Genomic DNA, 21,516 nt, shown 5'->3' with positions numbered 1-21,516 from the left:
TCCTGCGGCTCTCGTACAGGCGCTGAGCTGGGTCTTCTCGCCCGGTCGGCGGGAACTCGCCGCTCCGGCAGATGTATTCGAAAGGTAAATCCCCAGTTACGGTCTCTTGACGCCCACGTTGTGACCGCTCACAATCCTCGCATGGATGTGACCGGTCACACAAGCTCCGGCGGCCACGGCGACCCTCCTCAGGGACCGCAGAAAGCCGCCAGTATCCGCGACGTCGCGGCTGCCGCAGGCGTCTCCTACCAGACCGTTTCGCGGGTCATCAACGGCCACCCGAACGTCAGGGAGGAGACCCGGAAGCGCGTCGACGCCGCCATCCAGACCCTCGGCTTCCGGCGCAACGCCACCGCGTTCGCCCTCGCCAGCGGCGTCACCCGATCGGTCACGGTCATCACGTCGAACACCGTCCTCTACGGCTATGCGGCCACCCTGCAGGGCCTGGAGGAGGCGTCGCGCGCCGCCGGATATGCGCTCGGGGTGCGGGTGGTGACCCCGGAGGACGACCTGGACCGGACGATCGCCGCGGCCGCCGACACCGGTGGCGGCCTGGTGGTCATCGGCTACGACCGCATCGGCGCCGCCGCCCTGGACCGCGTACCGGCACATGTGCCGTGCGCGGCGCTGGTGGAGGCGCCGCCGCCGGGCCGGACACCCGGCCGTCCGGCGGTGTGGGCCGACGACCGCGAGGCGGCCCGTGCCGCCACCGAGCACCTGCTGTCGCTCGGGCACGCGAACGTCCACTACGTAGCGATTCCCGCCTCGACCGGAACCCGGCGCCTGGCGGGCCCCCGCGCCGAGGGCTGGCGTCAGGCACTGGAAGCGGCCGGCGTCACCCCGCCCCCGCCGTCCGGCAAGGGCTGGGACGCCCAGGCCGGTTACGAGGCGGGGAAGAAGCTCGCCCAGAACAAGGACGTCACCGCGATCCTGTGCGGCAACGACGACCTGGCGCTGGGTGTGCTGCGCGCCCTGCATCACGCGGGCCGGCGGGTCCCGGAGGACATCAGCGTCATCGGCTTCGACGACGCGCCGCACTCCGCTTTCGTCACCCCGTCCCTCACCACCGTCCGGATGGACTTCCACGGTCTTGGCCGCGCCGCGTTCGGGCTGCTGCGCGCCCAACTCGACGCCGATCAGCAGGAGTCGGCGCCGGTACCGGCCGAACCCACCCTCATCCTCCGGGAGAGCTCGGGGCCACGGGACGCGTGAGCCGGACCGGACGTCCGCCGTCGCCCCATCCGTTACGTCCGCCGCGCTCGCCGTGTCCGTCAGCCGCCCTCCCCGCAGCCGTCGCACAACTCCGCAGCACCGCCCTGCCTTCCTCCCTTCCGCGTACGAACAAGGATCCGCCATGAGAAGAGCCGTCTCCGTCCTTGCCACCGCCTGTGTCCTCGGGCTGACCGCCACCGCGTGCAGTGACAGCACCGGTGGCGCCACGACCGCCGCGCCCGAGGGTTCGGTCGACCCGACCGCCTCCCTCAAGGGCGTCAGCCTCACCATGTGGGTGGCCCAGAACAGCGTCTCGGAGCCCAAGCAGGCCATCGAGGCGTTCGAGAAGGCCACCGGCGCCAAGATCAACACCGAGGTCATACCCGACCCGTACGAGTCGAACGTCCCGACCAAGCTCGCCTCGGGCGTCAAGCCGGACCTGATGTTCTGGCAGCCCACGGGCAGCACCCTGCCGTTCGTCCAACCGGCCAAGAACCTGATGACCCTGGACAACGAGGACTGGGTCTCCAAGCTCGGCACGACGGAGAAGACCCTCGGCCAGGTCGACGGCCACCGCTACGCGGCCATCGTCACCAGCCCCGCCGTCCTCGGCGTCTACTACAACAAGGACGTCTTCGCGAAGGCCGGCATCACCACCATGCCGACCAGCTACGACGAGATGCTCGCCGACGCCGCGAAGATCAAGTCGAAGGTCTCGGGCGTGGCCCCGTTCTTCGAGGTCGGCGGCGACAAGTGGCCGCTGCAGTGGCAGGTGCAGGCCCAGATGACGGATCTGCCGCAGTCCTTCTGGGACAACCTCAACAAGAACAAGGACAGTTGGACCAACAAGACCATCGTCGACGCGATCACCAAGTACAAGACGAAGGTCCTCGACGGCGGCCTGGCTCAGAAGAACTACAAGACGGCCACGTTCGTCGACCAGGGCAAGGCGATCATGGACGGCAGCGCCGCGATGGCCGTCAACGTCACCGCGCTCCAGTCGGAGATCCAGGCCACCTCCAGCACGGCGGACATCGACAAGAAGCTCGGCTGGTTCCCCATCGCCAACAGCTCCGCGAAGGCCGAGTACTCGCCGGACCAGACGAACGGCGTCGTCGCCTTCAACACCGGTGACACCAAGCGCCAGAACGCGGCCCGGCAGTTCATGTCCTTCTGGCTCGGCCCGGACTACCCGGCCTACATCAAGGCCAACAAGCTGGTCTCCGTGGAGCCTTCGGTGGCCAACCCCGACGGCCTGCCGCAGACCGCGATCGCCCAGGCCAAGGCCCTGTCCAGCGCGTCGGGCGTCTTCCAGGTCAAGGCGCTGACCGCCCCGGACATGCACCTCGCGCTCGCCGACATGATCTACGGCAAGAAGACCCCGCTCCAGGTCGCCCAGGCTGCCGAGGACCAGTTCAAGCAGGTCCTCAAGGCGCGCGGCGTCACCGGTTTCTGACCCACTGACCGGCGCCTCTTCGCCAGCCCTCCCCCGGGGCCGCCCGTCGGTGGCGTGCCCGGGGCCGTACCGGAGGTATGAAAGTGGTGGACACCGCCACGATGGACGCTCTCGACGCCACGCGCGCGAAGGGCCGAGACCGGGACCGGGACGACGTCCAGGACCGGCCGTCCCGGCGCAGCCGGCTCCGCGGCAAGGCCAACCAGCCGTGGTGGTTCGCCCTGCCCGCGCTCGCCGTGTTCGGCGTGTTCTTCCTGCTGCCCAATCTGCTGAACTTCGTCTACCCGTTCACCGACTGGTCGGCGTTCCACTCGCAGATCGGCTTCGTGGGACTGTCGAACTTCAGCACCATCCTGCACGACGGGTCGATGGCCCGGGACATCCGCATCACCCTGGAGTACGCGGTCCTCGTGGCCGTCTTCCAGAACGGATTCGGTCTCGCCCTGGCCCTGCTGCTGGAGCGCGACACCCGCTTCAACCGCTTCTTCCGCGCGGTCTTCTTCCTCCCGGTCCTGATCTCCGCGCTCGCCGTCGGCTACATCTTCCGCGCCCTGCTCGCCCAGGACGGCGCCCTCAACAGCGTGCTGTCCTCGATCGCGGGACACCATGTCGACACCCCCTGGCTCGGCTCGACCACCTGGACGCTGGTCGTGGTGACCCTCATCCACGGCTGGAAGTGGATGGGCCTGGCCATGCTGATCTACCTGGCGGGCCTGAAGAGCATGCCCGGTGACGTACTGGAGGCGGCCCGGATCGACGGGGCCGGCTGGTGGCGCACCTTCTGGTCGGTCAGGTTCCCGCTGCTGGCGCCCGCCGTCACGTTCAATGTGACGACCGCGCTGATCGGCTCCATGAACACCTTCGACATCGTGCAGGCGACCACCGGAGGCGGTCCCGGCGGCGAGACCGAGGTCTTCAACATCTACATGTTCCGCATCTTCGGCCAGGGCCTGTACGCGCAGGCGTCCGCGATGAGCCTGGTGCTCTTCCTCATCGTCGTCGTCCTCGCCGTGCCCGTCATCGTCGGCCTGCGCCGCAGGGAGAACAACCAGTGACCACCGTTACCGCGTTCGCCCCCGCCCACCGGCGCCCGCTGCGCTGGGTCCAGCCGCTCGTCGTCCTGATCGTCGCCGGCGTCACCATCGGCATCCCGCTCTGGCTGGTCGCGGTCACCTCGTTCAAGCCGCAGTCCGAGGCAATCAAGCCCAACCTCTCGCTGCCTCACCACGTCCAGGCCGCCGCGAACTACAAGCAGAGCTTCGACGAGGGCAAGATCGTCCAGGGCTTCGTCAACAGCCTCCTGGTCGTCGCCCCGTCCGTCGTCCTCGTGCTGCTCCTCGGAGCGGGCGCCGCGTGGGTGTTCGCCCGCCGCAAGGGCCGCCTGGTCAACACCCTGTACGCGCTGAGCATCAGCGGGCTCCTGCTCCCGCCCGCGGTGATCACCATCGTCATGGAACTGCGCCAACTCGGCCTGGCCGGCACCCGTCCCGGCATGATCGGTGTCTACGCCGGGATGTACCTGTCCACCTCGATCTTCTTCATGACCGGGTTCATCCGCGCCCTCCCCGAGGAACTGGAGGAGGCCGCCCGCATGGACGGCGCGGGCCCGGTCCGCGTCTTCTTCCGCATCATCCTGCCGCTCCTGCGCCCGGTCATCGCCACCGCGACGATCATGGTGATGCTCTACGCCTGGAGCGACATCTTCTACGCCTTCTTCGTCCTCGGCGGCGGCGACAAGGCCACCCTGCCGCTCAACCTCTACCAGGTCGCCAACGCCCAGCTGTACCTCAACAACTGGCACCTGATCTTCGCCTACGTCGTGATGATGAGCCTCCCCATGGTCCTCGTCTTCGTCATCGCGCAGCGCCGCATCGTCTCCGGCATCACGAGCGGCGCCGTCAAGTAGGCCAAGCAGCCCCGGGGAACGGCCAGTTGAGCCGCCCCGGTCCCCCGAAGTACCCCGACAGCCTCCCGCAACGCCGCGGGAGGAGGAGGACAGCCATGCCTCGAACACCCCGTAGATCCCGTTCCGTTCGCGCCCTCATGGGCGTGACCGCGGTGACCGCCGCCCTCCTGGGCACGGCGCTGACCGTCCCCGCGGCACAGGCGGCCACCCCGACGCTGAGTGTCGACCTCGGCACCACCACCGGCGCGGTCATGCACGGAGCCAACGGCGCCCTGTACGGCCTCAGCGACGACGGAGTCCCCGGCGACAACCTCGTAACTCCCCTGCACATGACGTCCATTGCCCAGAAGGCACCGGACGGCGCCCAGCACCCGAACGGTGACGCGCTGGTCGTGCAGCCGGAGTTCGCCCGCGGTGGCGGCGGCGACAACCTCATCTACATGCAGGACATCTACGCCGACTGGCCGTACGAGAACCTCGGGCTGAGCGACTACCTCACCAAGGTCACCACGATGGTCACCAAGGTCGCGGCCCGCTCGGACGCGAGCACGTTCGTGTGGGTGCCGTTCAACGAGCCGGACGGCAACTGGTACACCGGGCTTGGCAGTTCGACCACGTCGACGTACAACAGCGCGCTCGCGAGCTTCGAGAGCGACTGGACGACGGTCTACAACAAGATCCGCTCGATCATCCCCAACGCCCGGATCGCCGGCCCGAACGAGACGCACTACGACGCCCGTTTCATGGGCGACTTCTACCCGTGGGCCAAGGCCAACAACGTCCTTCCGGACATGACTACTTGGCACGAGCTGGACCCCAGCTCCCTCTCCAACTTCGAGGGCAACCTCGCCGCGTACCGCACCATCGAGACCAACTCGGGCATCAGCCCCCGCCCGGTCAACATCAACGAGTACGGCGACCGCCGCGACCTCTCAGTGCCGGGCCAGATGGTCCAGTGGATGTCCATGTTCGAGCGGAACAAGGTCTACGCCGACCAGGCGTACTGGGACATCGCTGGGAACCTCGACGGCAATGTCAGCCAGACCAACATCCCCAACGGCGACTGGTGGCTGCTGCGTTGGTACGCCGGCCTCACCGGCCAGACCACCAAGGTGACCCCGCCGCAGTCCAACGTCACCGACACACTCCAGGGCATCGCATCCCTCGACACCGGCCGCAAGCAGGCCCAGGTGCTCCTCGGCGGCGGCACCTCCGGCTCGGCGAACACGGTCATCAAGAACATACCGTCGTCGTTCGGCAGCACCGTCAACGTCTCGGTGGAGCGCACCGCTTGGAGCGGTTACGAGGGTGCAGGCCCGGCGCCCACAGTGCTCGCCCGTAGCACCTACACGGTCGCCTCCGACGGCAGCATCACCGTCCCGCTGACCAGACTCGACCCGATGTCGGCCTACCGCATCGTCGTCAACCCGGCCGGCACCGGCACGCCCACCGCCGCGAGCGCCCCGGCGACGGCGTCGTACGAGGCCGAGAACGCGACCATCACCGACGGCACCGTCTACACCCAGGGCAGCGTCACCAACGCCTACGGATACGCCACTTCCGGCACCAAGGACGTCGGCAGCCTCAACCAGTCGGACAGCAAGGTCGCCTTCACCGTCACCGCCCCGACCACGGGCACGTACAACCTCAACGTCTTCTACGGCAACCAGTCCGGCGGCCCGGCGACCCAGACCCTCACCGTCGACGGAGGCTCCTCCCAGACGGTCACCTACACGCCGACCCTGAACTGGACCTACCGATCCACGGCGAGCGCCTCCGTGTCCCTGACGGCGGGCACGCACACGATCACCCTGGCCAAGGGCACCAACGAGGTCACCCTCGACAAGATCGACCTCACCGCGGCCTCCACCGCGGACACCTCCTATCCCGCCACGTACGCCGACATCACCGGCTCGCCGACGTACAACTACACCGCGTCCGGTACGACGGGTGCCGGTGCGCTGGCCCTGACCTCGGGCACCTCGGCCGCCTTCGACGTCTACGCGCCGACCGACGGCTACTACACCGTGCACACCGACTACTCCTCCAACGGGTCCGGCACCCTCACCCTGGACGGCGCGACCGCCGTCACGCTGGCCTCCACGAGCGGCACGCTGACCGACAAGAGTTCGCGGCTGTACCTGTCGGCGGGCAACAACCGCATCACGGCGGCCACTTCGGGCTCCACCACGCTGACCCTGCGCGATCTGCGGGTGGCCGCGAGCGGTGACACCACGGGCGTCTCCGCGTACGAGGCGGAGAGCGCGACCCTCGCGGGAACCGCCGTCGCCACCTCGGACAGTTGGGCCTCGGGCGGCAAGTACGTCGGCTATGTCGGCAACAGCTCGGCCAACACGCTCACCTTCCAGGTGAGTGCCGCCAGTGCCGGGCGGTACGTCATGAACGTCCGCTACGCCAACGACCAGGTCTCCGGCTCCGGGAACTACAACACCAACGTCGTCTCCCGGGCGGCCCAGATCTCCGTCAACGGGGGTACCGCGCAGACCGTCATGTTCCGCAACAACTACAGCTGGTCCAGCTACTGGGACCTGCCGGTTCCGGTGACCCTCACGGCCGGCACCAACACGATCAGCTTCGCCAACGCGAGCGCCTACGCACCGAACATCGACCGCATCACGGTCGCGCCGGTCTCGGGCTGACCGTCAACTCCGGTCGGGGCCCGGGTACTTGTGCCGGGCCCCGGCCGGGGGTTCCATCCCAGAGATTTATTCTCCACTCCATTCGACACGTCGAACAACGACTGACATATCGAACAGAAGGGCGGCCCGGTGGTGAACGCCGAGAACAGCGAACACACCCATCCCGACATCTACGTCATCGGAGTCGACTACGGGACGCTGTCCGGGCGGGCCGTGGTGGTCCGGGTCGCCGACGGCGCCGAACTGGCCGCCGCCGAGCACCCGTACACCCACGCCGTCCTCGACCGGACCCTCCCCGACGGCACCCCGCTGCCGCCCGACTGGGCGCTGCAGGTGCCCTCCGACTACATCGACGTGCTGCGTATCGCCGTGCCCGAGGCGCTGTCCCGCTCCGGTGTGCGACCGGACCAAGTCGTAGGTATCGGCACGGACTTCACCGCGTGCACGGTTCTCCCGGTCCTCGCCGACGGCACGCCCCTGTGTGAACTCCCCGACCTCGCCGGCCGCTCGCACGCCTACGTCAAGCTCTGGCGCCACCACGCCGCGCAGGCCCAGGCCGACCGCATCACCGCCCTGGCCGCCGCCCGCAAGGAGCCCTGGGTCCAGCGGTACGGCGGGAAGATCTCCTCGGAATGGGAGTTCGCCAAGGCCCTGCAACTGCTCGAAGAAGACCCCGAGCTCTACGAGTTGACCGAGCGCTGGATCGAGGCAGCCGACTGGATCGTCTGGCGTCTGTCCGGCACCTACGTCCGCAATGCCTGCACCGCCGGGTACAAGGGCCAGCTCCAGGACGGCAGTTACCCCTCCTCCGACTATCTGGCCGCGCTCAACCCCGGTTTCGCCGGTTTCGTGATCGACAAGCTGGACCAGCCGATCGGCCAACTCGGAGACCGTGCGGGTGGGTTGACGGCGGAGGCGGCGGCCTGGACGGGTCTGCCTGAAGGCATCGCCGTGTGCGTCGGGAACGTCGACGCCCATGTGACAGCGCCCGCGGCCACCGCCGTCGAACCCGGCCGGATGGTCGCCATCATGGGCACCTCCACCTGCCATGTGATGAGCAGCGACCAGTGGGCGAAAGTGCCGGGCATGTGCGGGGTGGTCGAGGGCGGCATCCTGCCGGGGCTGTGGGGCTACGAGGCCGGACAGAGCGGCGTCGGTGACATCTTCGGCTGGTTCGTGCGCACCGGGTTCCCGGCGTCGTACGCCGAGGAGGCCGCCGCGCTCGGCCGTGATCCGCACGAGCACCTCACCGCGCTGGCGGCCGAACAGCGGGTGGGCGAGCACGGGTTGATCGCGCTGGACTGGCAGAGCGGCAACCGCAGTGTGCTGGTCGATCACGACCTGAGCGGTGTCGTGGTGGGCCTGACCCTGTCGACCCGCCCCGAGGACGTCTACCGCGCTCTGCTGGAGGCGACCGCCTTCGGTACCCGCACCATCATCGAGGCGTTCGAGACGTCCGGGGTGCCGGTGCGCGAACTGATCGTCGCGGGCGGCCTGATGAAGAACCCGCTGCTGATGCAGATCTACGCCGACGTCACCCGCCTTCCCCTCGGTGTCATCGACTCGGCGCAGGGTCCGGCGCTCGGCGCGGCGATGCACGCGGCGGTAGCGGCCGGCGTGTACCCGGACATCCGGGCCGCCGCCCATGCGATGGCCAAGGCCCGCCCGGCCGTGTACCAGCCGGATCCCGAGCGGGCCGCCGCGTACGACCGGCTGTACGCCGAGTACCGGCTCCTGCACGACTACTTCGGGCGCGGCGCCAACGAGGTCATGCACCGTCTGCGCCACCTCCGCGCCGAGGCCTCCGCCTGAGCGCCACGCCCCGCCCGGTGGTCAACTCCCTTTGAAAGGACCCCTCATGGACACCAACGCCACGCCCTACCCCGACCAGGAGATCTGGTTTCTCACCGGCAGCCAGGGCCTGTACGGCGACGACATCCTGCACCAGGTCGCCGAACAGTCCCGCAGCATCGCCGAGATCCTCGGCGGCCCGGGGAAGATCCCGGTCCAGATCGTGTGGAAGCCGGTCCTCACCGACGCCGACGCGATCCGCCGGCTGTGCCAGGAGGCGAGCGCCTCCGACACCTGTGTGGGCGTGATCGTGTGGATGCACACCTTCTCGCCGGCCAAGATGTGGATCGCCGGACTCAGCGCCCTTAACCGGCCGTTGCTGCATCTGCACACCCAGTACAACCTGTCGCTGCCCTGGCCCAGCATCGACATGCACTTCATGAACCTCAACCAAGCCGCCCACGGCGACCGGGAGTTCGGCCACATCGAGTCCCGGCTCGGCATCGACCGCAAGATCGTCGCCGGTCACGCCACCGACCCGAGGGTCGTGCGACGCGTCGCGGCCTGGGCCCGGGCCGCCGTCGGCCGGCACGCCTCACGCACCCTGTGCCTGGCCCGCTTCGGCGACAACATGCGCGACGTCGCCGTCACCGAGGGCGACAAGGTCGAGGCCCAACTGCGGTTCGGCTACTCGGTGAACACCTACGCGGTCAACGACCTGGTGGCCGTCGTGGACGACGTCGAGGACAAGGAGGCCGCCGAACTCGCCGCCGAATACGTCGAGTTGTACAACGTCGCCCCCGCCCTGCGCCCCGGCGGCATCCGCCACGACTCCCTCCTCTACGCGGCCCGCCAGGAGATCGGCCTGCGCACCTTCCTCACCGAGGGCGGCTTCACCGCGTTCACCACCAACTTCGAAGACCTGGGCGGGCTGCGCCAGTTGCCCGGTCTCGCCGTGCAGCGGCTGATGGCCGACGGCTACGGCTTCGGCGGCGAGGGCGACTGGAAGACCTCGGCACTGCTGCGCACGATGAAGGTCATGGGCGCGGGACGGCCCGGCGGCACCAGCTTCATGGAGGACTACACCTACCACCTCGGCCCGGGCACCCCGCGCATCCTGGGCGCCCACATGCTGGAGGTCTGCCCGTCGCTGGCCGCCGACCGCCCGAGCTGCGAAATCCACCCGCTGTCCATCGGCGACCGCGAGGACCCGGTCCGCCTCGTCTTCAACGCGGCCCCCGGCCCCGCCGTCATCGTCGGCCTGTCCGACCTCGGCGACCGCTTCCGGCTGACCGCGAACACGGTCGACGTCGTCACCCCGAGCGAGCCCCTGCGCCGGCTGCCGGTGGCCCGGGCCGTGTGGAAGCCGCGCCCCTCGCTCGCGGAGTCCGCCGAGAGCTGGCTGCTCGCGGGCGCCCCGCACCACACCGTGCTCAGCTCGGCCGTCGACACCGAGACGCTGACCGACTACGCCGCCATGACCGGCGTAGAGCTGCTGACCATCGACGAGAGCACCAGCACCGGGCAGTTCACCAAGGAGATCCGCTGGAACGCCGCCTACCACCGGCTCGCCCAGGCCCTCTGACACCCATGACCCTGATCCACGTGCAAGGAGAACACCGATGACCGCGCGACTCCGTGACGGCCTGCGGCAAGAGGTACTGGACGCCAACCTGACCATCCCCCAGGTCGGTCTGGCGACACTGACCTGGGGCAATGTGAGCGGCGTCGACCGTCAGGCGGGAGTGTTCGTCATCAAGCCCTCGGGGGTCCCCTACGAGGACCTCGCCCTCGACGATCTGGTGACCGTCCGGCTGTCCGACGGCAAGGTGGTCGACGGCGACCTCCGCCCCTCCACCGACACCGAGACCCACCGCTGCCTCTACCTCGCCTTCCCGTCCATCGGCGGCGTCACCCACACCCACTCCACCCACGCGGTGGCCTTCGCGCAGGCCTGCCGTGACATACCGGTGCTGGGCACCACCCACGCCGACACCTTCAACGGGCCCGTCCCCTGCACCCCGGACCTCACGGCCGACCAGTGCGCGAAGGACTACGAGTACAACACCGGCCGCGTGATCGTCGACCTGCTGGAGAGCGACGACCAGCGGGCGGCCGAGGTCCCGGCCGCCCTCGTAGCCAACCACGGCCCCTTCACCTGGGGTACCACCGCCCGCACGTCACTGGAACACGCGATCATCTGCGAGGCCGTCGCCGACATGGCCATCAACACCATGGCCCTGTCCCCGACGGCCCCGCCGCCCCCGCACCTACTGGCCCGCCACTACACCCGCAAACACGGCCCCGACGCCTACTACGGCAACCCGGCTCCCGCGCCCGCCGTCTGACCGCTGCCACAGCCACAGCCACAGCCACCGTTGTCGCTCACGGCGCGACGGTCGGACCGTCCGGGTGGTTGTGGCGTTGCTCGACCATCTCGCGGGTCAGGGCCTCGGTCTCCGGCTCGGGCAGCCGCTCGAAACCGTCCTGGGTGATGACCGAGACGATGGGGAAGATACGGCGGTTGATGTCCGGGCCGCCGGTGGCGGAGTCGTCGTCGGCCGCGTCGTAGAGGGCCTGCAGTGCGGTCAGGGCCGCGTCGCGCCGGGACATGCCCTGGTGGTACAGCTTCTTGAGAGAACCTCTGGCGTACGGGGAGCCGGAGCCCTCGGCGTGGAAGTCCGGCTTCTCGTAGGTGCCGCCGACGACGTCGAAGGTGAAGATACGGCCCTTGGCGCCCTCGGGCGCCGCGGGGTCGTAGCCGACGAGGAGCGGTACGACGGCGAGGCCCTGCATGGCCTGGCCGAGGTTCTGGCGGAGCAGGCCGGCGAGGCGGGTGGCCTTCGCGTCGAGGGTCATCGGGATGCCCTCGATCTTCTCGAAGTGCGTCAGCTCGACCTGGTACAGCTTCACCATGTCGACGGCGAGCCCGACCGTGCCGGCGAAGGCGACCGCGGTGTAGTCGTCCGCGGGGTGCACCTTCTCCAGGTCGCGCTGCGCGATGACGTTGCCCATGGTGGCCCTGCGGTCGCCGGCGATCAGCACGCCGTCGCGGTAGGAGAGGGCCAACACCGTGGTGCCGTGCGGGAATTGGTCCGCACCGGCGCGGACGCCCGCCGGGAACGGGCGACGGGTCGGCAGCAGTGCGGGCCGGTGCGCCGCCAGGAACTCGGTGAAGGACGAGGTCCCAGGAGTGAAGAACTCGTCCGCCAATCGGCCACTCGTGTCGTTCTCCGCCATCCAACTCCCCCTCGCCCGCGGACAGATATCGGACTCCTACCTGAACCGGCCGCGTGGGAAACGCCGTTGAGGTCAGAGCGCCTTGCGCCGGACCAGCACCCCGAGCACCAACAGGCCCGGGACCAGCGGCAGCCACATGGTGAGCAGCCGGTAGCCGAGGACGACGGAAGCGGCTGCCGACGCCGTGGTTCCCGAGGCGGTGAGCGCGAAGACCAGGGCGGCGTCGAGGGAACCGATGCCGCCCGGCGTGGGCAGTAGCGCGGCGGCACTGCTGGCGGCGAGGTACAGGAGCGCCACCCGGGCCGGGGACAACGGCAGTTCGACGGCCTGGGTGACACAGATCAGCACCAGGCAGTTCAGCGCGGCGAAGGCCAGCGAGCCGCCCCACAGGGCAGCCGCCCGGTTCGGCCGGACGTGCACGGCCCGGATGTCGGTCAGCACCGTGCCGAGGGCGCGCCGACACCGGGGCCACAGCGGGCAGTTGAGCAGCACGGCGACGAGCACGACGACCGCGAGGACGACGCCCACCACGCCCACGGAGATGTCCGGGACGCGCAGCACACCCGGACAGACCGCGGCGAGAACGCCGATGAGCACGATCCGGACGACCACGCCGGCGGTCGCCTTGACGGCGAGAGCGCTGGCCGAACGGCCGACCGGCAGCCCGCAGCGCATCAGGAACCGCAGGTTGACGGCACCGGCGCCGAGCCCGGCGGGCAGCACGTGGTTGGCGGCGGACGCGGCGAGCTGGGAGGCCACCAGCCTTTTGCCGGGCAGCCGTTGGGGCACGGCACCCTGCTGGGCGAGCGCCGAGGACACCCATGTCCCGAGGGCGGCTGTCGCGGCCACCAGCAGCCACCCCTGATCGGCGACGGCGAGCTGCCCGGCCCCGCTCGCGAGCACGGGCCAGTGCCGCCGCACCAGACAGACGACGGCGACCAGGACGGCGAGGGTCAACGCGGTCTGCCAGTAAGCGTGTCGGCGGCGGGTGTTGGGGGGTGTGGGGGTCGGGGTGGGCGGTGCCGTCATCCGCCTCCGCCCTTCTCCGCGCTCGGAGCGACACGGAGCTCCAGCGCGCCGTAACGGTGGGCGGGCCAGTCGCGGGCGTACGCGGGTGGGCGGCTGCCGGTCGGCGTGACGTTGGCGACGGGCATGCGGCGCGCGGTGCGGTCGATGATCGTCAGGGACGTGTTGGCGTTGTGGCCATGGGTCGCGGCGGAGGCACAGCCCGCGTAGAAGCCTATCGGGATGGCGTCCTGGCCGGTGAGCAGGCAGGGCTTGCGTACGCCGAGGCGGTGGAGTTCGGCGGCGGTGCGGGACCAGTCGCGGTGCTGGGCGTTCGTGCGGCTCACCGTCCTTTCCAGGACGGCGAGTTGGACCGCCAGATGCCCGGCGAGCCCCACCACGAGCAGGGTCACCGCGACCCGCCGCCATGCTCCGGCCGGTCTGGTGACCAGGTGGATCAGCGCGTCGGCGACCGGGATCGCCACCAGCGCGTAGGCGGGCAGGAGGAAGCGTGGAGCGGCGTATCCGATCATGAACAGGTACGGGAAGGCGGCCGTGGCGGCGCAGGCGAGGGGGACGAGGGTGGCCGCCGTGCGCCGCGCGCGGACCGCGACGACCAGTCCGACGACGGCGAGTACGGGCAGCACGAGCCACCAGACGTCGACCGCCGGGTTGGGCATGTTCCCCGTGCACGGGCGGCACAGGGCGCGTCCGCCCAGGCTGCGCAGCTGGTCGACGACCGCGACATTCCAGCCCAGTCCGCCCTCGATGCCCGAGGCCTCGTGCAGCCGCTCCGTCAGGCCTCCGTAGCTGACGTACGCCTCGATCACCCACTCCAGGGCACCGGACGCGAGCCCGGCGAGGAGGGCCACGAGCAGCCGCCAGTGGCGGCCGGCCACCACGAGGACGAGCAACGGCAGTGTCGCCCAGACCGCGTCCGTCGGCCGCATCCACGCCATCAGGGACGCGCTCGCCGCCAGGCCCCACACCGCGGCCCGGTCGGAGCGGTCGGCCCGGGCGCGCAGGCAGCAGCCCGCGGCGGCGAGCGCGCCCACGGCGACCCAGTAGTTGGGCATGGCCTGAGGGCCGTAGAGGAGGGTCACCCAGAGGGAGGCGAACAGGGCGCCTGCGAGGGCGAGGACGCGGACCGGGAACTGGCCGCGCCAGGTGCGGAGTGCGAGGAAGAGGGCCAGGCCGGAGAGGGTGGCGAGGTAGACGCGGAGGAGGGTGGTGGACGAGGACCAGGAGGTGACGGGGGCGACCAGGAGGGAGATGCCGCGGGCGCGGGGTGCGCTGAAGAAGGCGGCGGGGGCGTGTGCGCTGATCTGGCTGACGTAGACGGTCTCGTCCCAGCCGAGGCCCAACGCGGGGCGTACGAGGACCAGTTGGGCCAGGGTGAAGGCCACCGCCACCGCGGCGAGCGGGTACTCCGAGCGGCGGGACGCGGTCGGCGGTCCGAGCCGTCGGGTCCCGGCGAGTGTGGCGTACGCGCTGCCGGACATTGCCCACCCCTCCCCCTACAGTTTGTAGGGTTTCCAGCACCCTACAGCCTGTATTCCTGAAGGCCGGAGCCAGGGAAAACATGGACAAACTACCGCGCGGCAGGCGGGACTGCGGCCTGCAATTCAGCCAAGCGACTGACGGGCCGCCCAGGCGGGCAGGTCCGGTCGAGGCACAGCAGCCGGGCACCACGAGAACACCGGCCGCCCCTACGACACCGACAGCCCGGTCAGCGTTCGAGCAGGCGGGCCTGGGCCTCGGTGTGGGTGTCACCGGCGGCGGGCGGCAGGCTGCTGAGCTGGTCGAGCTGGCCGGCGGTCAGGGTGACGGCGTCGGCGGCGGTGTTCTCCTCGACCCGGGTGACGCGCTTGGTGCCGGGGATCGGGGCGATGTCGTCGCCCTGGGCGAGCAGCCAGGCCAGGGCGACCTGCGCGGGCGTGGCGCCGACCTCGTCGGCCAGGGCCTTGACCTCGTCGGCGAGCGCCAGGTTGTGCCGGAAGTTCCCGCCCGTGAAGCGCGGGTTGTCGCGCCGGAAGTCGTCCTTGTCGAACTGGTCGGTGGAGCGGACCGTGCCCGTGAGGAAGCCGCGGCCGAGCGGGGAGAACGGCACCAGGCCGATGTTCAGCTCCCGCAGCACGGGCAGGACGCGCTCCTCGACGCCGCGGGTCCACAGGGAGTACTCGGACTGCACCGCGGTGACCGGCTGGACGGCGTGCGCGCGCCGGATGGTGTCCGGGCCGGCCTCCGAGAGACCGAAGGCGCGCACCTTGCCCTCGGTGATCAGCTCACCGACGGCGCCGGCGGTCTCCTCGATCGGCGTGTTCGGGTCGACCCGGTGCTGGTAGTACAGGTCGATGTGGTCGGTGCCCAGCCGCCGCAGGGAGCCTTCGACGGCGGTACGGATGTTCGCCGCGCTGGAGTCCACGTTCCAGACGCCTTCTCCACCGTGGGACACCATGCCGAACTTGGTGGCCAGCACCACCTGGTCCCGGCGCCCCTTGAGCGCCTTCCCGACGAGTTCCTCGTTGGTGTAGGGGCCGTAGATCTCGGCGGTGTCGATGAGCGTGACGCCCAGCTCCAGCGCGCGGTGCACGGTCCTGATCGACTCGGCGTCGTCGGTGCCGGAGCCGGAGTAGGCGTGGGACATCCCCATCGCGCCCAGGCCGATCCGGGAAACCTCCAGGTCACGCAGCTTGATGTACCGCATCTCGCCCACTTCCGATCCATGGTGGTGCCCGGTCTCCCCCTCTCGCCCGGCCCCGGCAGGTCGTGCCGGTCGGCGGTGAGGGGGCGGGCGTCTTCCTCATTCACCTTGGCCCGGATTGCCGCGGTGTGGCAGGGCGGCCTCTTCAGGGGTAACGACAGGGCCCCCCACCCCGCCCGCGTGGCGGGTGCCGAGCGGGTGAGACTGGAGTCATGGCATCCGAGAGCGCGCACAGCGAAGGCGCCGAGCTGGGCCGCTACCTGCGCGCCCGCCGCACCCAGACCAGCCCCGGACACGTGGGCCTCACCGTCGGCGCGGGCATCCGCCGCACCCCCGGCCTGCGCCGCGAGGAGCTGGCCACCCTCTCCGGCATCAGCATCGACTACTACGTACGCCTGGAACGGGGCAAGGAGACCCGCCCCAGCCCCGCCGTCCTCGACGCGCTCGCCCGCGCCCTGCGCATGGACGACCAGGAACACCAGCACCTGCGCGAGCTCGCCGCCCGCGCCGCGCGCTACGCCCCCGAACCGCCGCCCGCGCCCAGCCGAACCGTGCGCCCCCATCTCAAGGTACTGCTCGATTCCCTGCGCCCGAATCCGGCGCTGGTCATCAGCCGCAGCATGGACGTACTGGCCTGGAACCCCGGCGGCCTGGCCCTGTACGCGGGCCTGGAGGAGTGGCCGGCCAAGCACCGCAACCTCGCCCGCCATCTCTTCCTGCACCCCGCGGCCCGGGATCTGTTCGCCGACAACTGGGACCGGCAGATCACCGGCTGCGTCGCCCGCCTGCGCGCCATCGCCGGCACCGCCCCGGACGCACCCGACCTCACCAACCTCGTCGGCGAACTGCTTCTGAAAAGCCCCGACTTCGCCGGGCTGTGGGAGCGCTACGAGGTGACCGGACGCAAGCCGGTGCACAAGACGTTCCACCACCCCCTGGTCGGCACCCTCACCCTCACCTCGCAGTCACTGCACATCGAAGGCACCCCCGGCCAGCGCATCGGCGTCTACACCGCCGAGCCCGGCACCCCCGACCACGACGCCCTGCTCCTGCTCGACGTGACCGCGCCCCGGCCCGCCGGACGTCCTGACCCCGTCGCGAAAGCCACCGGCCCACGGCCGTAAGCGGCTTGCGCCCCGGCTCGCTCGTTCGGGCGGCCGGGATCGCTGTCTAACGCCTCCGGCGTGGCGCCGGGACATGCGGGGCGTGCCGGTACCTTGATCGCGTCGAAACGCCGACGCCCGGAAGACCAACCGGAAGGCCAAACGGTCGCGCCGGGAACAGCCGGTCCAGCCGGCGCGGTTGCAGCAACGGGGAGACCGGCATCGCGGTACGCCCGACGAGCACTCGAACCACGACATATGTCCGCAGGAGGACTTCTTCATGACTGACCGGCCCTTGACGCTCATGGCAGTGCACGCCCACCCCGACGACGAGGCCACCAGCACCGGAGGGGTCCTCGCGCGGTATGCGGCGGAAGGCGTCCGCACGGTGCTCGTGACGTGTACCGACGGCAGTTGCGGTGACGGACCGGGGGGTGTCAAGCCGGGCGATCCCGGCCACGATCCGGCGGCGGTCGCCCTGATGCGCCGTCAGGAACTCGAAGCGAGCTGCGAGGTCCTGAAGATCAGCGATCTGGAGATGCTGGACTACGCCGACTCCGGAATGATGGGCTGGCCGAGCAACGACGCCCCCGGATCCTTCTGGCGGACCCCCGTGCAGGAAGGCGCGGCCCGCCTCGCCGAACTCATGCGGCACTACCGACCTGATGTGGTCGTCACCTACGACGAGAACGGCTTCTACGGCCACCCCGACCACATCCAGGCCCACCGCATCACGATGGCGGCGCTGGAGATGACCGAGCCGACACCGAAGGTGTACTGGACGACGATGCCCCGCTCGGCGATGCGGCAGTTCGGCGAGATCATTCGCGAGTTCCATCCGGACATGCCGGAGCCGGACCCCGCCGAGGTCGCCGAGATGGCCAAGATGGGCCTCCCCGACGACGAGATCACCACCTGGGTGGACACCACCGCGTTCAGCGGCCAGAAGTTCGACTCGCTGGCCGCGCACGCCAGTCAGGGCGACAACATCTTCTTCCTCAAGATGGGCAAGGAGAGGTTCGGCGACCTGATGGGCATCGAGACCTTCGTACGCGTCCAGGACACCACCGGCGCGGCCGTACCCGAGAACGACCTCTTCGCCGGGCTGCGCTGATGGTCCACGGCACCTGAGCGGACGTACGACTGACGTCCGGACCTGCTCACGAGGTCCCAACTCACGCAAAGCTCAGGTGGATTCGCGCACGACGAGTCGGCAGGGCACGCTGTGCAGGCCGGGCGCCGGCTCGGAGTTGATGGCGTCCAGCAGCAGGAGGGCGGCCTGCCGGCCGATCTCGGAGAGGGCCGTGTCGATCGTGGTGAGGGGTGGACGAGAGGCCAGGGCCATGACGTCCCAGTTGTCGTACCCCACGATCGACACCCTGCCGGGGACGTCCAGGCCGTTCTCGCGCAGCGCGTCGGCGACGCCCCTGGCGATCTGGTCGTTGCCGCAGAAGAAGGCGTCCGTGTCCGGTGCGGTGCGCAGCACCGTTTCGGCGGCGCGGCGGCCCCACGCCTCACTCCACTCCCCGAAGTGGACCCGGCCGGTGGCGAGTTCCATGGCGGAGTGCTGGAGCAGTTCGAGGGTGTGGTGGGCGCGGTCGCGGGCGGCCGCGTGGTGGGCCGGGCCGGTGATGTGCGCGATCCGGGTACGGCCGGTGCCCAGCAGGTGCTCGATGGCCAGATGGGCCCCGCTCCGGTCGTCGGACACGACGGAGATGTCGTCCGGGTCGGTGGACGGCGAGAGGGCGTAGACCGTCGGGATCGGTTCGATGCCGTTCAGCGGCGGACGCGGGTCGGTCCTACGGCCGGTCACGATGATGCCGTCCACCCGGCGGTCCATGAGGTTGCGCAGGTGATGCTGCTCGCGGATGGCATCGCCGCGCGTGTCGCACAGCAGCACGGAGATCTTTCCGGCGCCGAGCGCGTCCTCGGCCCCGAGGAGGACGGGCGTGCTGAAGCGGCCGATCCCGTCCGTCGTCATCAGCCCGACGGTCCAGCTGCGGCCGGTGTGCAGGCTCTGTGCCTGCTGATTGGGCCGGAAGTCGAGCTCCTCGACGGCGTCCAGGACCCGCTGCCGGGTCTCCGGGCGCATGTTCCCGCTGCCGTTCAGCGCCTTTGAGGCCGTCCCGACACTGACGCCGGCCAGCTTGGCTACGTCGGCGAGCTTCGCCCGCCCGGTGGGCGGAAGACGTGGAACGGCGGTCACGCGCAATCCTTTTCCTGGACGACATCGGCAGCAGCATCCTGGCACCGTTCACGTCGGCTGGCCAGTCCTGATCAGGCGAAGAAAATGTTTGCCGGACCTCTTGACGCGCCCTCGGTCCCGTTCCTACCTTTCCCGGCAGAAAAACGTTTTCCTAAGCGGGTTCGAGAGACGGAGCCACGCCCGTCCGACCTCAGGGACGCCCTGACGCACTTCGCGCGTCGGATCCCCGTCCTGCTTCCCACCGACCTCTCCGGAGAGCCATGCCCCGCCCACGTTCCACCGCGCTTTCCTCCTCGGCCCCGGCCCCGTCCGAACAGTCAGGCACGTCCACCGGGCCGGTCCGCCTCGGCCCGGGCGCCAAGGCCGCGCTCGCGCCTGCCGCGGTCGAGGTGCGCGCCGGCTTCTGGAGCACCCGCCGCGAGGTGAACGCGCGTGTCTCACTCCCGCAGGGCCCCGGACTGCTGGAGTCGGCGGGGAATCTGCACAACCTGCGGCTGGCGGCGGGCGCGGTCGAGGGCGAGTTCCGGGGCGCGTACCCGTTCGTGGACACGGACGTCTACAAGTGGCTGGAAGCCGCCTCCTGGCAGCTCGCCCAACAGCCCGACCCGGAGCTGGAGTCGGAGGTCGACCGGATCGTCGCCCTGGTCGCCGGCGCGCAGCGGCCCGACGGCTACCTGAACACGTGGTTCCAGCTGCTCAAGGGCGGCGAGCGGTACAAGGACCTGCGCTGGGGCCACGAGTTGTACTGCGCCGGCCATCTCATCCAGGCGGCCGTCGCCCACCGCCGGGCCACCGGTCGGCCCCAACTCCTGGACGTGGCCCGCAAGTTCGCCGACCACATCGACTCCGTGTTCGGCCTTCCCGGCAGTGGCAAGGAGATCGACGGCATCGACGGCCACCCCGAGGTCGAGACCGCCCTGGTGGAGCTGTACCGGGAGACCGGCGAGCGCCGCTACCTCGATCTGGCCGGCTACTTCGTCGACCGTTTCGGCCACGGTCTGCTGGGCGGTGAGGCGTACTGCCAGGACCGGGTGCCGCTGCGCGAGGCGGACACCGTGGAAGGCCACGCCGTACGGCAGTTGTACCTGCTGGCCGCCGCAGCCGATCTCGCGACCGAGACCGGGGACGCCGAACTCCGGGCCGCGGGCGAGCGGTTGTGGCGGGCGATGACCGCCACCAAGACCCACCTCACCGGCGGCCTCGGCGCACACCACGACGAGGAGGACTTCGGCGACCCGTACGAACTCCCCAACGAGCGCGCCTACTGCGAGACCTGCGCGGCCATCGCCTCCGTCCAGTGGAGCTGGCGCATGGCCCTGCTCACCGGCGAGGCCAGCTACTCCGACCTGATCGAACGCACCCTGTACAACGGCTTCCTGGCCGGAGTCTCGCTCGACGGCGAGCGCTGGCTGTACGTCAACCCGCTCCAGGTCCGCGACGGCCACACCGACCCCGGCGGCGATCAGTCGGCCCGCCGCACCCGCTGGTTCCGCTGCGCCTGCTGCCCCCCGAACGTCATGCGGCTGCTGGCCTCGCTGGAGCACTACCTCGCGTCCGGCGACGAACAGGGCCTGCAGATCCACCAGTTCACCACCGGCCACTACTCCCACGGCGGGATGTCCGTCCGCGCCGAGACCGACTACCCCTGGCACGGCACGATCGTCCTCACCGTCGAGGACACCCCCGACCGGCCGTGGACCCTGTCCCTGCGCGTCCCGCAGTGGTGCCGCGCATTCCGGGTGCGGGTCGGGGAGTTGTCGTACGACCAGACGGACGCGCCGGTCGAGGACGGGTGGCTGCGCCTCGAACGGACCTGGGCGCGGGGCGACTCGGTCGTCCTGGAGCTGGTGCTCGAACCCCGGCTGACCGGCGCCGACCCTCGGGTGGACGCCGTGCGCGGCTGTGCGGCGATCGAGCGCGGGCCGCTGGTGTACTGCCTGGAGCAAGTGGACGTCCCCGGCGGCGGTCTGGACGACATCGTCCTCGACCCCACCCGCCCGCTCGCCGTGAAGCACCGCCCGGATCTGCTCGGCGGTGTCACCACCGTCATCGCCGCCGGGTACCGCAGGCGCCTAGCGGACGACGGGAGTTGGTGGCCGTACCGGGCCCCCGCACCCGACGCCGCCCCGGCCGGCGACCTGGTCGAGCTCACCGCGATCCCCTACTACGCGTGGGCCAACCGTCAGGACGGCGGCATGCGCGTCTGGCTGCCCACCTCCTGAGCCCGCCACAC

16 protein-coding genes are annotated in these 21,516 nt (G+C 70.3%); 11 read left to right on the top strand and 5 right to left on the bottom strand.

Annotation, left to right across the window (positions count from 1 at the left end; genetic code table 11):
- Nucleotides 1–141: 141 nt before the first annotated feature.
- From ACGFY9_RS34355 to araD, 8 genes are all read left to right on the top strand, one after another.
- The gene (locus ACGFY9_RS34355) at nucleotides 142–1,212 is read left to right on the top strand and encodes a LacI family DNA-binding transcriptional regulator (protein WP_393760712.1); all 1,071 of its coding nucleotides are present in this window, start codon (nucleotides 142–144) and stop codon (nucleotides 1,210–1,212) included.
- Between the two features lie 142 nt (nucleotides 1,213–1,354).
- Nucleotides 1,355–2,668 carry an ABC transporter substrate-binding protein gene (locus ACGFY9_RS34350; RefSeq protein ID WP_393760710.1) on the top strand — a complete coding sequence of 438 codons (1,314 nt, stop codon included), beginning with the start codon at nucleotides 1,355–1,357 and terminating at the stop codon, nucleotides 2,666–2,668.
- A gap of 83 nt (nucleotides 2,669–2,751) precedes the next feature.
- Nucleotides 2,752–3,723, top strand: coding sequence for a carbohydrate ABC transporter permease (locus tag ACGFY9_RS34345; protein WP_393760708.1), 972 nt, complete (start codon nucleotides 2,752–2,754; stop codon nucleotides 3,721–3,723).
- Nucleotides 3,720–4,574: a carbohydrate ABC transporter permease gene (locus ACGFY9_RS34340; RefSeq protein WP_393760706.1), complete on the top strand. Its 855-nt coding sequence runs from the start codon at nucleotides 3,720–3,722 to the stop codon at nucleotides 4,572–4,574. The genes ACGFY9_RS34345 and ACGFY9_RS34340 overlap by 4 nt, the downstream gene beginning before the upstream one ends.
- A 95-nt stretch (nucleotides 4,575–4,669) precedes the next feature.
- A complete protein-coding gene (locus ACGFY9_RS34335; RefSeq protein WP_393760705.1) occupies nucleotides 4,670–7,234 on the top strand; it encodes a CBM35 domain-containing protein in 2,565 nt (854 codons plus the stop codon).
- A gap of 129 nt (nucleotides 7,235–7,363) precedes the next feature.
- Entirely contained in the window at nucleotides 7,364–9,046 is a 1,683-nt protein-coding gene (gene araB, locus ACGFY9_RS34330) for a ribulokinase (protein WP_393760703.1), read from the top strand.
- Between the two features lie 46 nt (nucleotides 9,047–9,092).
- The gene (gene araA, locus ACGFY9_RS34325) at nucleotides 9,093–10,610 is read left to right on the top strand and encodes an L-arabinose isomerase (protein WP_393760701.1); all 1,518 of its coding nucleotides are present in this window, start codon (nucleotides 9,093–9,095) and stop codon (nucleotides 10,608–10,610) included.
- A gap of 37 nt (nucleotides 10,611–10,647) precedes the next feature.
- Nucleotides 10,648–11,373 (top strand): L-ribulose-5-phosphate 4-epimerase AraD, encoded by a 726-nt coding sequence (gene araD / locus ACGFY9_RS34320; protein WP_393760699.1) that lies wholly within the window; start codon nucleotides 10,648–10,650, stop codon nucleotides 11,371–11,373.
- A 37-nt stretch (nucleotides 11,374–11,410) separates the two neighbouring features.
- Here araD and prcB read toward each other — a convergent pair whose 3' ends face one another.
- From prcB to ACGFY9_RS34300, 4 genes are all read right to left on the bottom strand, one after another.
- Nucleotides 11,411–12,265: a proteasome subunit beta gene (prcB, locus tag ACGFY9_RS34315; RefSeq protein WP_393760698.1), complete on the bottom strand. Its 855-nt coding sequence runs from the start codon at nucleotides 12,263–12,265 to the stop codon at nucleotides 11,411–11,413.
- Nucleotides 12,266–12,337: 72 nt separating this feature from the next.
- Nucleotides 12,338–13,294, bottom strand: a complete 957-nt coding sequence (locus tag ACGFY9_RS34310; RefSeq protein ID WP_393760697.1) for a YbhN family protein — start codon at nucleotides 13,292–13,294, stop codon at nucleotides 12,338–12,340.
- The gene (locus ACGFY9_RS34305; protein ID WP_393760696.1) at nucleotides 13,291–14,772 is read right to left on the bottom strand and encodes a hypothetical protein; all 1,482 of its coding nucleotides are present in this window, start codon (nucleotides 14,770–14,772) and stop codon (nucleotides 13,291–13,293) included. Before ACGFY9_RS34305 ends, ACGFY9_RS34310 begins: the two co-directional genes overlap by 4 nt.
- Nucleotides 14,773–14,999: 227 nt before the next feature.
- Nucleotides 15,000–15,977, bottom strand: a complete 978-nt coding sequence (locus tag ACGFY9_RS34300; RefSeq protein ID WP_393760694.1) for an aldo/keto reductase — start codon at nucleotides 15,975–15,977, stop codon at nucleotides 15,000–15,002.
- Nucleotides 15,978–16,186: 209 nt separating this feature from the next.
- Here ACGFY9_RS34300 and ACGFY9_RS34295 point away from each other — a divergent pair, with 209 nt between their 5' ends.
- A complete protein-coding gene (locus ACGFY9_RS34295) occupies nucleotides 16,187–17,098 on the top strand; it encodes a helix-turn-helix transcriptional regulator (RefSeq protein WP_393760692.1) in 912 nt (303 codons plus the stop codon).
- Between the two features lie 259 nt (nucleotides 17,099–17,357).
- Nucleotides 17,358–18,191 carry a PIG-L family deacetylase gene (locus ACGFY9_RS34290; RefSeq protein ID WP_393760690.1) on the top strand — a complete coding sequence of 278 codons (834 nt, stop codon included), beginning with the start codon at nucleotides 17,358–17,360 and terminating at the stop codon, nucleotides 18,189–18,191.
- Between the two features lie 72 nt (nucleotides 18,192–18,263).
- Here the strand turns inward: ACGFY9_RS34290 and ACGFY9_RS34285 are convergent, their stop codons facing one another.
- Nucleotides 18,264–19,283 (bottom strand): LacI family DNA-binding transcriptional regulator, encoded by a 1,020-nt coding sequence (locus ACGFY9_RS34285; protein WP_393760688.1) that lies wholly within the window; start codon nucleotides 19,281–19,283, stop codon nucleotides 18,264–18,266.
- Between the two features lie 260 nt (nucleotides 19,284–19,543).
- On the opposite strand from ACGFY9_RS34285, the gene ACGFY9_RS34280 reads away from it, so the two are divergent.
- The gene (locus tag ACGFY9_RS34280; protein ID WP_393760686.1) at nucleotides 19,544–21,505 is read left to right on the top strand and encodes a glycoside hydrolase family 127 protein; all 1,962 of its coding nucleotides are present in this window, start codon (nucleotides 19,544–19,546) and stop codon (nucleotides 21,503–21,505) included.
- The last annotated feature ends 11 nt before the right edge of the window (nucleotides 21,506–21,516 follow it).

Origin of the sequence: Streptomyces sp. NPDC048504 (assembly GCF_043200035.1) — a bacterium.
Lineage (GTDB): Bacteria > Actinomycetota > Actinomycetes > Streptomycetales > Streptomycetaceae > Streptomyces.
This window is presented reverse-complemented; position numbering and strand designations above follow the sequence as displayed.

What these genes read in the sequence shown, in the direction of transcription:
- araA (WP_393760701.1), top strand. Translation starts at nt 9,093, where the DNA reads ATGGACACCAACGCCACGCCCTACCCCGACCAGGAGATCTGGTTTCTC.
- prcB (WP_393760698.1), bottom strand. Translation starts at nt 12,265, where the DNA reads ATGGCGGAGAACGACACGAGTGGCCGATTGGCGGACGAGTTCTTCACT.
- araD (WP_393760699.1), top strand. Translation starts at nt 10,648, where the DNA reads ATGACCGCGCGACTCCGTGACGGCCTGCGGCAAGAGGTACTGGACGCC.
- ACGFY9_RS34305 (WP_393760696.1), bottom strand. Translation starts at nt 14,772, where the DNA reads ATGTCCGGCAGCGCGTACGCCACACTCGCCGGGACCCGACGGCTCGGA.
- ACGFY9_RS34310 (WP_393760697.1), bottom strand. Translation starts at nt 13,294, where the DNA reads ATGACGGCACCGCCCACCCCGACCCCCACACCCCCCAACACCCGCCGC.
- ACGFY9_RS34280 (WP_393760686.1), top strand. Translation starts at nt 19,544, where the DNA reads ATGCCCCGCCCACGTTCCACCGCGCTTTCCTCCTCGGCCCCGGCCCCG.
- ACGFY9_RS34300 (WP_393760694.1), bottom strand. Translation starts at nt 15,977, where the DNA reads ATGCGGTACATCAAGCTGCGTGACCTGGAGGTTTCCCGGATCGGCCTG.
- ACGFY9_RS34290 (WP_393760690.1), top strand. Translation starts at nt 17,358, where the DNA reads ATGACTGACCGGCCCTTGACGCTCATGGCAGTGCACGCCCACCCCGAC.
- ACGFY9_RS34355 (WP_393760712.1), top strand. Translation starts at nt 142, where the DNA reads ATGGATGTGACCGGTCACACAAGCTCCGGCGGCCACGGCGACCCTCCT.
- ACGFY9_RS34295 (WP_393760692.1), top strand. Translation starts at nt 16,187, where the DNA reads ATGGCATCCGAGAGCGCGCACAGCGAAGGCGCCGAGCTGGGCCGCTAC.
- ACGFY9_RS34350 (WP_393760710.1), top strand. Translation starts at nt 1,355, where the DNA reads ATGAGAAGAGCCGTCTCCGTCCTTGCCACCGCCTGTGTCCTCGGGCTG.
- ACGFY9_RS34335 (WP_393760705.1), top strand. Translation starts at nt 4,670, where the DNA reads ATGCCTCGAACACCCCGTAGATCCCGTTCCGTTCGCGCCCTCATGGGC.